Origin of the sequence: Butyricimonas synergistica DSM 23225 (assembly GCF_000379665.1) — a bacterium.
Classification (GTDB): Bacteria; Bacteroidota; Bacteroidia; order Bacteroidales; family Marinifilaceae; genus Butyricimonas; species Butyricimonas synergistica.
This window is the reverse complement of sequence record NZ_KB903359.1, coordinates 386,938-398,469: the sequence shown is the minus strand read 5'-3', so window position 1 is coordinate 398,469 and position 11,532 is coordinate 386,938. Positions and strand designations below refer to the sequence as shown.

9 protein-coding genes are annotated in these 11,532 nt (G+C 44.9%); 8 read left to right on the top strand and 1 reads right to left on the bottom strand.

Going from position 1 to position 11,532, the window contains the following annotated elements; genetic code table 11:
• Positions 1 to 166 precede the first annotated feature (166 nt).
• The 5 genes from A3CY_RS0101730 (at position 167) to A3CY_RS0101710 (ending at position 8,043) form a co-directional block, all read left to right on the top strand.
• Complete coding sequence (locus tag A3CY_RS0101730; RefSeq protein WP_018336162.1) at positions 167 to 718, top strand: RNA polymerase sigma factor; 552 nt, start codon at positions 167 to 169, stop codon at positions 716 to 718.
• Positions 719 to 797: 79 nt separating this feature from the next.
• The gene (locus tag A3CY_RS0101725) at positions 798 to 1,946 is read left to right on the top strand and encodes a FecR family protein (RefSeq protein ID WP_018336161.1); all 1,149 of its coding nucleotides are present in this window, start codon (positions 798 to 800) and stop codon (positions 1,944 to 1,946) included.
• A 73-nt stretch (positions 1,947 to 2,019) separates the two neighbouring features.
• Positions 2,020 to 5,604, top strand: coding sequence for a SusC/RagA family TonB-linked outer membrane protein (locus A3CY_RS0101720; RefSeq protein WP_240388111.1), 3,585 nt, complete (start codon positions 2,020 to 2,022; stop codon positions 5,602 to 5,604).
• An 18-nt stretch (positions 5,605 to 5,622) separates the two neighbouring features.
• Entirely contained in the window at positions 5,623 to 7,101 is a 1,479-nt protein-coding gene (locus A3CY_RS0101715) for a RagB/SusD family nutrient uptake outer membrane protein (RefSeq protein ID WP_026207199.1), read from the top strand.
• 33 nt (positions 7,102 to 7,134) lie between these two features.
• Positions 7,135 to 8,043, top strand: coding sequence for a hypothetical protein (locus A3CY_RS0101710; RefSeq protein ID WP_026207198.1), 909 nt, complete (start codon positions 7,135 to 7,137; stop codon positions 8,041 to 8,043).
• A gap of 108 nt (positions 8,044 to 8,151) precedes the next feature.
• Here the strand turns inward: A3CY_RS0101710 and A3CY_RS0101705 are convergent, their stop codons facing one another.
• Positions 8,152 to 8,646: a hypothetical protein gene (locus A3CY_RS0101705; RefSeq protein ID WP_018336156.1), complete on the bottom strand. Its 495-nt coding sequence runs from the start codon at positions 8,644 to 8,646 to the stop codon at positions 8,152 to 8,154.
• Positions 8,647 to 8,805: 159 nt separating this feature from the next.
• On the opposite strand from A3CY_RS0101705, the gene glyA reads away from it, so the two are divergent.
• The 3 genes from glyA to A3CY_RS0101685 all read left to right on the top strand — a co-directional run bounded on the left by glyA (position 8,806) and on the right by A3CY_RS0101685 (position 11,518).
• Positions 8,806 to 10,086, top strand: coding sequence for a serine hydroxymethyltransferase (gene glyA / locus A3CY_RS0101700; RefSeq protein WP_018336155.1), 1,281 nt, complete (start codon positions 8,806 to 8,808; stop codon positions 10,084 to 10,086).
• Between the two features lie 621 nt (positions 10,087 to 10,707).
• Entirely contained in the window at positions 10,708 to 11,082 is a 375-nt protein-coding gene (locus tag A3CY_RS0101690) for a hypothetical protein (protein WP_018336153.1), read from the top strand.
• A 127-nt stretch (positions 11,083 to 11,209) separates the two neighbouring features.
• Positions 11,210 to 11,518: a hypothetical protein gene (locus A3CY_RS0101685; RefSeq protein WP_018336152.1), complete on the top strand. Its 309-nt coding sequence runs from the start codon at positions 11,210 to 11,212 to the stop codon at positions 11,516 to 11,518.
• Positions 11,519 to 11,532 lie beyond the last annotated feature (14 nt).

Here is an 11,532-nt window from a genome sequence, read left to right as displayed (position 1 = left end):
AGTTAATCAATAGTTAACCGCCGTAAAACACGGATAACGACAAAAGAAAATGCTTGTCTTACCCGAATTCATAACAGATTTGAAACCAAAGCCATGTTATAATTTAATTTTTTTTTATAAGTTTGTTGTTCACGATGTACTCGCGTGCAACACTATAATAATCGGAATGATAGACGAAAATTTAATTTTATCGGGAATCAATGATAAAAAAGAAAAGGCTTGGGCGAACCTTTACGATTATTATTATGCCGCACTGTGCGTGTACGTGAATCGAATCCTGAAAGAATCGGATCATGCAGAAGACATCGTACAAGAAGTATTTATTGCCATTTGGAAGTCAACGAAAACATTTACTTCCATGCGGGAGTTGACGAATTATTTATACCGGGCTTGCTACAACAACACGCTGATTTTTGTCCGGAATAATAAAATTCACGATTCCATATTAAGTGCCCTTGGCGCAGAAAGCGAATCGATGGCGGACGATGTTTACGCCATAACGGTGCGGGAAGAAGTCATCCGGCAATTGTACGTCCATATCGAAGCATTGCCCCCGGAACAGAGAAAAGTGATTTTAATGAGTATCGAGGGATATTCATGGGAAGAGATTGCCGAAAAATTAAATATCAGCGTGAACACGGTAAAAACCCATAAAAGCCGGGGATTCAAAAATTTACGCTCCAAATTGCAAGACTCTATTTATTTATTTCTGATCTAATTGAAAAAAATCGGGCTTTCTTGTCATCTGAATCCGGGAGTTGTGTATAGTAATACAAAATCAAAACGATCAGACCGTCATGAAAGAGAATATTCACGAGGACGCTTCTATTATAAAAGACTCATTACTAAAAGACAATAGTGATGAGAGGCAGGAGTTGGAACAGTGGCTGGAAGAAAAACATCTCAAAGAGATTTACCGGGAATTGGAAAAACCCGCTTTTCTGAAAGAACAATTTGACAAATATTCGAACTATTCGGGCAAAAGAGGTTTCAAGCGATTTCAACGCAGTGTCGGGTGTCGGCGTCGGACGCTTGTATTCGCTCGCTGGATGGCAAGCACAGCAGCCGTGTTGATGATCGCATTAGGGATTATGATCGGGATAGAAAATACAAGGAAAAAAGAAGTTATTCCCCCGGTTGCCTCCCGGATTATCCCTGCCGGAATAAAAAAAGCAGAGCTAATACTAGCTAACGGACAAGTGATAGAGATTGACAAAGATACACTGGATATCCAAGAAAAGAATGGCGTGAACATCGCTTACCGGGAAGGCAGTCTTTCATACGAGCAAAAGGAACAAACGCAGGAATTGGTATATAATGAATTAAAAGTTCCCGTGGGCGGGGAATGTTTTATCACCTTAGCAGACGGAACCCGGGTGTGGCTGAATGCCGGGACAAAATTGCGGTACCCGATTGCTTTCGTGGGAGAACGACGAGAAGTATTCCTGGAAGGGGAAGCTTATTTCGAGGTGACAAAAGAGAATCGGACTTTTATAGTGAATACTTCTTTTGGAGATGTCTGCGTGTTAGGGACGGAATTTGGCGTGACCGCATATAGTTCCGACCCGGTATGCTACACAACTCTAGTACAAGGAAAAGTAAGTTTCACCACGGAAAAAAGTCACCCTATCGTGATCACTCCCGGGGAGCAAGTGACAACATCTAAATCGGGAATCGTGGAGAAACGCTCTGTCGATGTAGAAGAATACGTGGGATGGAAAGACGGTTTGTATGTTTTCAAGGAGAAAAGATTAGGAGAGATCATGAAAACATTGGAACGCTGGTACGGCATATCCGTGTTTTTCCGACAAGCCGCTTTGCAGGACATTCCTTTCACGGGAAACCTGAAGCGGTACGATAATATAAATGTCTTTTTGGATGCACTGACACGCACGGGCGATCTGGCGTATCAGATAAATGGAAATTGCGTGATACTATTCAAATAAAATGAGATGACGGGCAACAAGTTTCTCAGGTTCGTAGTCCGCCACCTCAAAATAACAATTAATTGACAAATCTATGAAAAAAAACGAAGATTGGTACATGAGGAACTTTTTTAAGAATAAAAAAAGGTTCTTTAAAGTGTTGACCTTATGCACTTTGGGGATGATATGTAGTCAAGTGGGACTTCGGGCTGAGGCGATCTCTGCCGTACCCGACACGATTTCCTTGGATTTGAAGGAAGTAAAGATGGAGAGATTCGTGGAGGTGATGAAACAGAAAACAGGTTTGAACTTCTTGTACAACGCGCTGCTGCTGAAAGACGCGAAACCGGTTTCCGTGGTTGCCCAAAGCGAACACTGGGAAAGCGTGTTGAAGCGGGTTCTGGAAAAGGAAGGGTTGACGTATGATTTTCAGGACGGAATCGTGGTGATCAAACGTTATGAAACCCCAAAGGAAAAGTCCAAGGTTTTCATGATTAAAGGAAAAGTGGTCGACGAGGAAAACGAACCGCTGCCGGGAGTGACGATCTTACTGAAAGGCACGACGATCGGCACGATCACAAACGGGGACGGCATATTCACCATGGAGTTGGTGACGGGAGTGGATACCTTGGAAGCCAGATTCATGGGTATGAAAACACAACACGTGCGACTGGAAAAGAATAAAACGGATTATCTTATCGTGATGGTAAATGACGTCACCGAGATGGATGAAGTCGTGGTGACGGGATACCAAGTACTGAAAAAAAGCAGCATGGTGGGTGCCACAAGCAACGTGAAGGCAAAAGATTTGATCCTTAACGGTTCACAATCATTGGAACAGGCATTACAGGGAAAACTGCCGGGCGTGATGGTCATGAATCAAAGCGGGCTGACGGGTACTCGCCAGAAAGTAAGGGTGCGGGGGACTTCCACCCTGATCGGGAACGCCGACCCGGTGTGGGTGGTGGACGGAATCATACAGGAAGACCCGCTGCCTTTCAACGCAACCGAGTTGACGAATATCGGCAATGAAGACATGATTAACGAATTCGTGGGAGGAGCCATCTCTTGGTTGAACCCGAATGACATTGATAATATCACGGTACTAAAAGATGCTTCCGCCACAGCTATCTATGGCGTGAAGGCGGCAAACGGGGTGATCGTTATCACGACGAAAAAAGGAGAACGGGGGCGTTTGGCAATCGGTTACTCGGGGAACTTCTCTACCGGATCAAAGATCACGTATGACAAGATGAACCTGATGAACTCGAAGCAGCGAGTGGATTTTTCCAGAGAGATATACGAGAACGGGGGGTTGTTCACCACGCAACAGGTGGGCTACTTGCATTGGGCTTTAAAATACAAATTGAGAGAAATTTCCCTGGAAGACTTTAGCCGGGAAGTAAAAAGATTGGAATCGATGAACACGGACTGGTTTGATATTCTGTTCTGCAACCCGTTCAGCCATAATCATAACGTCAGCCTCTCTGGGGGAAGCAACCGATCTACTTACCGGGCATCGTTCGGGTTCTCGGACGCCAACAACACGGCAAAAGGAAATAGCCAACGAAAATACAACGGCAGCCTGAGTATCTCGTCTTCATTCTGGGAGCGGGTGACTGCCAGTTTCTCGCTATCCGGTGCGTACATAAAAACGAAAGGCTTCCTCGGGACAGATCCTTACGCCTATGCCAGCAAGACAAGCCGGGCAATAGCCTGCTATGACGAGGAGGGAGAACTTTCTTTTTATCCTTTAAACACAGGAGGGTCAGAAGCGTTCAGGTACAATTATTTATTCGAGAAACAGCACAGCGGGAACGAGAACTCGACTTCCAGCCTGAACAGTTCTTTCAACCTGCGCCTCACGATCATGGAGGGATTGGTATTTTCCACTTTATTCGGTTTCAATTACACGTCCGTCCACGGGGAATCTTACTACTCGGAGCAAACCAATTATATCACAAACTTACGAAGATACGAGTACCACGCAATAGATCCCGTCACGGGAATCATGCGACAGGACGGCAGTCTGCCCCACGGGGGAATGTTGACCCAATCGGAGAACCGGAATATGAACTACACGTGGCGTAATTCACTGGAATACGTGCGGGTATTGGGAAAGCACGGGATCACGCTGATGATCGGTCAGGAATGCAGAAGTACCAAGATCGACGGAAGCACGCAAACACAATACGGCTACCTACCGGACTGGGGTAAAAGTTTCGCCGCAGTTCCCGCAACGGAGAATGACGAGGGGCAATACGCGAATCAATATGCGGTGACCTCCCCGAAGATCACGGATCAAACCTCTAACTTTCTGTCCTTCTATGCTACAGCAAGTTACATATACGACAACCGGTACGCTTTCAATGCCAGTATCCGTTCGGATGCTTCCAATCGATTCGGACAGGACAAACGTACCCGTTACCAACCCGTGTGGTCGGTCGGTTTGCGATGGAACATGAGCCGGGAGCATTGGCTGGACGGGCAAGACCTATTGAACGATGTCAGCCTCCAAGTTTCCTACGGGTACCAAGGGAATGCGGCAGAGAATGTGGGTCCGGATCTGATTACCACCATCCCGAGCAGCGGGGGTATCGACGAGAAAACCGGGAAATATGTACTGAACGTGAAGACACTACCCGCCCCGGGATTGACTTGGGAAAAGACAAAAACCGTGAACACGGGATTAGATTTCAGTATCTTGCACAACAAGATCAACCTGTCTTTCAATTACTATTACAAGCGTACCGTGGATATGATCGTTTACAAGAACGTCCCTTACGAGAACGGGGTAACTTCCATGGCAATCAACGGCGGTAACATGACCAACTCGGGTTGGGACATGGCAGTGTCCTTCGTTCCCGTACGCACGAAAGACTTCGTGTGGTCTGTAGGAGCCAATTTCTCCAAGAACTACAACAAGATCAAGAGCACGCTGGAAGACAAGGATGACTGGAAAACGGCGGTGAGCGGTTCCTTGAATAGAAAAGGGTATCCCGTTTCCGGTTTCTGGGTTTTCGGTTTCAACGGGTTGAACCCCGAGAACGGAGCCCCGGATATTGATTTGAGCGGTGTAGAAAATGAAGCGGCTATCCGGGATGTAACGCAATATATGCAATATGCCGGGAAACTGGAACCCGATTTTTCCACGGGTATCAACATGAATTTCCGCTATCGCAGCCTGACGTTGGGAACTTCCTTCTACCTGAGTCTTGGGGCAAAGAAATTGTTAGCACCCCTGTATGATGAAGAAAATTTCAATCTGGCAGTGAGCGAGTACAACAATCTATCGAAAGATATGGTGAAGCGTTGGAGGAAAAAAGGTGACGAGGCTACCACGAAGATTCCCTCTATCCCCGATATGTTCAAGAACGAGGGAATTAAACCCTTCGGCAATGACAGATATGATTACCAGCTTTACCCTTACGAGATGTACAACTATTCATCCGCACGGGTCGTGAACGCCTCTTACTTGCGTTGCAACAATATATCGCTGTCGTACAACGTACCGCAGAAATGGATCGAGCAATTCGCCCAGAGCGTGAGTTTCTCGTTCGTGGTAAGCAATCCTTTCCAAATCGTCAGCAAAGACTACAAGGGAGTGGATCCGGAAGTTGCCATGGGCAATCAACCGCTAAGCAAGACTTATACTTTTAGTTTGAACGTGAGTTTTTAACCGGAAATACAAGAGATTATGAAAATACAAGTTATAAGTTTATTGTTATTACTCCTGTGTAGTACAGGATGTAGTGATTTTCTGAAAGAAGCCAGCCAAGACGAGGTACGCCCTTCTACCGTGGACGAACTGGAATCTTTGCTACTGGGCGACGTGTACCCGAAATATCCGGAACAATACCTGTTCACGGATGTGCTGACGGATGACATCCAGTGTAACGGGGTGTCTGTCGTGTATGGTAGCCCCTCCACGTTTGCAGGAATCCTTGAAAAAGAACGGGAAATATTCTGCTGGTCATGGGTCCCCTTGATGATGACAAGTTTTAACCTGTGGGAAGATTATTACAAAAAGATCATGGGTTGCAACGTGGTCATGGATGAACTGTCTGAAGTTTCCGGTACACCGGAACGAAAAGCCTTCCTACGGGGACAGTGCCTCACCTTACGGTCTTTTTATTATCTTCTGCTGGTAAATTATTTCGGTTTGCCATACAATTACGGCGACCCGGAACAAAACCCGGGTGTACCCCTGAAACTGGATTCCGGCGTGCGTGACGAGTATTTCACCCGAGCCTCCGTGGCTGCCGTGTATAAGCAAATAGAGAAGGATTTGCTGGAAGCCAATCAGCTGTTGACAGAAAACACGCACACCGTGAGCGTGTACGAGATCTCTCTACCGGCTACAAAAGTCTTACTCTCTCGCGTGTACCTGTACATGGAGGAATGGGACAAATCAATCGAGTTCTCGAATCAATTGTTGCAGGCGAAACCTGCGTTGAGTGCCTATATCAATTTTACATCCCTTGGCGGAAAAAGTCAAGGAGCCATGTACTCCGGCGTGTGCGACCCGAAAGAGAGCAAAGAGATTATATGGCTATACCGCGGGGCGCCCAATCTGGGTAGCGTGAATGATTATAGCTTTTTACTTACCAAACCGCCATACGCAGTTTCGGATGACTTGATCAAGTCGTACGAGGACACGAATGACGCCAAAGACCTGCGCAAGAAGTCCTTCATCACGTTTAGCAACCTGTTCGGTACTTATTCCGGTCCTCTGATTATGAACCGGGCAAAAGACGAACATCAAATGGGATTGCGAACTGCCGAAGTTTACCTGAACCGGGCGGAAGCCTACATCCGGAAATTCGGGGAAACTCAGGACGACGAATCACGGGTAAAGGCTCTGGTAGACCTGAATACCCTACGGGAACATCGATACGACACCCGCCTGGCGGCATACGTACCCAAATCTTATACCGCGTTCGATGATCTGTTAAACTTCTGCAAGGAGGAACGTCGGCGGGAGCTGTGTTTCGAGGAGTATCATCGCTGGTTCGACCTAAGGCGTTACGGAATGCCCGGTCTGAAACACGAGTTTATCAGTTTCACGGGTATAAAGCAGGAGTTCGTACTACAACCGGAGTCACCTCGTTATGTCCTGCCTATTCCCCAATCGGCAAGGGATGCCAACCCCGCTTTAACTCAAAATCCGCAATAGCCGAGAATGTTGAACATTTTAAATTTAGATCGCATGAAGAAGATAAATATATTAATATACGCAATCCTAGGGATGTTTCTCGGGAGTGCCTGCAACGACGAGGATCGGTTAAGCCCCACGGAAGGGCTGGAAATGACCTATACCCTCCCCCAAGGGAATCATGATTACGATACCCGCATCGTGGACTGGAACAAACGGTGCGGTTTCTTTATCCTGTACGAGTTCGAACCGAAAGATATTTACTGGGGACAGACTAGCTGGCAAGAAGCCATCGAGAAGGACGGCGAGTGGTCGTGGGGCTTTATCAGCGAACCTGCCGACCAGGATTACGCCGGGAAACAGGTAGAATTCCTGGAAGACTATCTCTTCAAGTATTACCCGGATTCTACATTACAGCGTTTTATGCCACTAAAATTCTTGCTTTGTAGCAAATTACAATACTCCCAACCTCTGGCGAGTGTTCCCATTGTTGACATTCCTCTCTTTTCGAGCATCGATATGATTGCCATGAATTACGGGAACAAGGAAATCGACAACATGAACGAACACGCGGCTAGTTTATTGAAGGATACTTTAAACGTGGAACTGCTATGGCACGCTATGGACGTGGGGAAATTGCAAATAGACGAAGCCTTCACCCAATTGTCTGCATATGGTGACTATGTAAGTAATTCTACCATGTATTCCCTGGGATTCATTAACGGAAACGCACAAATTGCCACCCCAATTACCGACTTTAAATACTACATACAGGCGATTGTCACTACCCCTTTCGACGTGTTGAATACAGAAACGGGAGCAGGAGATTATACCTACCGGGGAATTCTGCATCCCTCCAAAGACGTAAACAACATGATTAACCGAAAATACAACTTGGTCATAGATTACTTCAAAACAATGTATAACGTCGATCTGCAAAAGATCGGGAATGCAGTGATGTGATTCGGGTATACATGATCTGAAAAACTAAAAACTCCCATGATATTCAAGCAATAAATATCATGGGAGTTTTATCAAAAATATAATCTTTACAATCAAGTATCAGCCGAATTAATTATTCATCTTACCGAGATTCACGCCATACAGGATAATGAACAACACGGCAAAAATACCGGATGCGATCATTGAAGCCATAACTACCACATTCCAACCGGAATACATGGGCAACACGAACAATTGAGCTATCTGAGCAACAGCATACAAGTAGAAACCTATTTTTTTCAATCTAAACATCAGGATTGCTCCACCCAAACTCATCAACGAGAACAAAGTCAAGAGTGAATAGATAGCAGTCCCATGTTTGATAGATGTCTGCAACACTTCGATGGAAGATCCTACAATAGAAGATAGCCACGATGGAGATCCTTCCGTAGCAGTCATCGTTGTTATCTGCTGGATCTGTGCCACTATAGCTTCTGGCGAGAACGCGATCAAACTAAATAAATTAGACACAGTTCCCCAACCACTACCAATAAACGTCAAAATGCAAAGTACTGTCAGAAATGTCGGTCTTACCGCTTTTTCTGTTTCAAAAGGATTTTCCATAGCAAGTCATTTTTTAATACAACAACAAACATAAATAAATATTTGAAAATTAAAAAGAGGGAGAACGAAAAAAAGTCGGGAAATACTTTGTTTAGACGGACGATTAGTATAATTTTGGGCAAGATTTTATAAACGTCTATATTATTAAAAACCTAAATAATGGAAAGAGATACTCAAATTTTCGACCTGATTGCTCAGGAAAGCCATCGCCAGAAAGAAGGACTGGAACTAATCGCTTCAGAAAACTTCGTGAGCGAACAAGTTATGCAAGCCATGGGTTCTTGCTTGACGAACAAATATGCTGAAGGATACCCCGGAGCACGTTATTATGGTGGTTGCCAAATCGTTGACCAAACGGAACAATTGGCTATAGACCGCGCTTGCAAATTATTCGGTGCCGAGTTCGCTAACGTGCAACCGCACTCAGGAGCACAAGCTAACGCGGCAGTGTTCTTCGCTTGCATGAAACCGGGCGACACTTTCTTGGGTCTTGACCTGGCTCATGGCGGACACCTTTCACACGGATCACCCGTTAACCTTTCAGGTATCAACTACCACCCGGTAGCCTATCACGTGAAAGAAGAAACCGGAATGGTGGATTACGACGAGATGGAAAAATTAGCCATCGAACACAAGCCAAAAATGATTGTATCCGGCGCTTCCGCTTATTCTCGTGACTGGGATTACAAACGTATGCGTGAGATCGCCGATAAAGTAGGCGCTTTATTAATGTGTGATATGTCACATCCTGCTGGATTAATCGCCAAAGGATTATTGAACAACCCGATGGATTACTGCCATATCGTGACTACCACCACTCACAAAACGCTTCGCGGACCTCGTGGAGGTATGATTCTTCTCCCGAAAGATTTCCCAAATCCTTGGGGATTGAAGACTCCAAAGGGAGAGATCAAGATGATGTCACAAGTCATCAACTTTGCCGTATTCCCGGGACAACAAGGCGGACCGCTTGAACACGTGATCGCCGCAAAAGCAGTTGCTTTCGGAGAAGCTTTATCCGACAGCTATACTGAATACGCAAAACAAATGCAAGCCAATGCTAAAGCTATGGCAAAAGCCTTCATGGATAAAGGCTATAAAGTTGTTTCCGGAGGAACGGACAACCACTCCATGTTGATTGACTTGAGAACCAAATTCCCGGAATTAACCGGTAAGAAAGCAGAAAATACTTTGGTATTAGCTGACATCACTATCAACAAAAACATGGTTCCGTTCGATACCCGTACCCCGTTCTCTACTTCCGGTTTACGCGTGGGAACTCCCGCAATCACGACACGTGGTTTGAAAGAGGAGCACATGGCTATTATCGTGGATATGATCGACAGAGTGTTGAGCAACATCGACGACACTGCCGTTATTACGCAAGTGAAGAAAGAAGTAAACGCAATGATGGGCGACAGACCTATGTTTGCTTGGTAATCATTCGTGAATACATAAAAACAAATCACGCAATTCTCACGAGTTGCGTGATTGTTTTTATTATAAATCGGACTTCGCTCCTATCTGTCCTTCCATCTTTTTCACGATACTTTCACAAATAGAAAGTCCCAAACCTGTTCATCATCCCTGACTTTTCGTGCGGTGGCGGTTACCACGTAATCAAAATCCGTAGACTCCTTGAGAATCTCCACCCAATTCCCGCAATCCTTCCAACAGCTCTTTATTTAAACTTTCCCTGTAATTGTAAGGAACTTTCGTGTCCAACTTTGTCACCAACCATTTGCCCTCACTAATTACTGATATTTCTCGCTAGAGAAACAGCATCCCCCAACCTCCATTCTCTTAACAAGAAATTTCCATTTCTATCATGTATCTCCATAATATATTCATTTTAATATTCTCTCACCTATGATCCGCACACAGGTCCCCCCAATTCCAACAGAAAAAATATTCCTAAAACGTTAAATATTCTCCCTCTTAAATAAAAACACAAACATTTAGGTAGTAAATATACCTATTTTCAGGCACACAAGCAGAAAAGGCTCGAAAAAGGTTGCATATCTAATATCAATTCATTAAATTTGAAACAAAACACTAAGTATGATAAAATTCGTATTACATAGCCTTTTGATCTTGGTGGTAACACAACTCACGAATGTTGCCATGGGACTGGTTATGACAGAATCTCAACGTAGTGCTATCGCTTGTCAAATCTTCGAAATACATGATTCCATTAAAAAGGCAGAAACCTTTGATCTTATGAATCCCAATGACACCCCGGTACTCCAAAACACGCTTCTCAGCATGAGAAAATCGGAATTACCATGTCGGGTACGAGTCATGCTGGACGGAATACCTTCAGACAAGCACGAAAGTCCAATTCTCAACCCGGAGACAGACCACACGGGAACACGTGACGTGTTCGTGTCGCAACCTAAGCGATACTTCCATGAACTCTGTCTTCTAATCATTTGAAGAATCCGCACATATTGGCACGTATCTTGTATCGTGAATACATAGGATACATTCCTAGTGTTCCCCAAATAATAAAACGGAGCAACGCCGCTAGCGTTATATATATACACACACAACACACATAAAAATGAAAACAACTCTATTTAGTCGGAAACGGGAAGAGAAAAATTACGAATTATTTTTCGAACCAGAAGAATTGCATCGGGTGCAATACTTGTTAGAAACCAAACAGTTCCTCAGTCTGTCTGAGTTACAGAAAAGCGAGAACGAAAACACGGGTATGAAATTGAAACTCTCACTAGCTGAACGCGGGAAATTAGCCACGGCTCAACTATTCGAGTATATAATGACAGCTTACGAGGCTGTATCGCCTATTATGATTTTCCGCAATAAAGAAGCGGTAGCTCTCTCGGGGGCAGTCACGCTGGAAGATTAGACATTCTTTAAGCA

Coding starts and splice junctions, on each gene's coding strand:
- A3CY_RS0101730 (WP_018336162.1), top strand. CDS start 167: ATGATAGACGAAAATTTAATTTTATCGGGAATCAATGATAAAAAAGAA.
- A3CY_RS0101725 (WP_018336161.1), top strand. CDS start 798: ATGAAAGAGAATATTCACGAGGACGCTTCTATTATAAAAGACTCATTA.
- A3CY_RS0101720 (WP_240388111.1), top strand. CDS start 2,020: ATGAAAAAAAACGAAGATTGGTACATGAGGAACTTTTTTAAGAATAAA.
- A3CY_RS0101715 (WP_026207199.1), top strand. CDS start 5,623: ATGAAAATACAAGTTATAAGTTTATTGTTATTACTCCTGTGTAGTACA.
- A3CY_RS0101710 (WP_026207198.1), top strand. CDS start 7,135: ATGAAGAAGATAAATATATTAATATACGCAATCCTAGGGATGTTTCTC.
- A3CY_RS0101705 (WP_018336156.1), bottom strand. CDS start 8,646: ATGGAAAATCCTTTTGAAACAGAAAAAGCGGTAAGACCGACATTTCTG.
- glyA (WP_018336155.1), top strand. CDS start 8,806: ATGGAAAGAGATACTCAAATTTTCGACCTGATTGCTCAGGAAAGCCAT.
- A3CY_RS0101690 (WP_018336153.1), top strand. CDS start 10,708: ATGATAAAATTCGTATTACATAGCCTTTTGATCTTGGTGGTAACACAA.
- A3CY_RS0101685 (WP_018336152.1), top strand. CDS start 11,210: ATGAAAACAACTCTATTTAGTCGGAAACGGGAAGAGAAAAATTACGAA.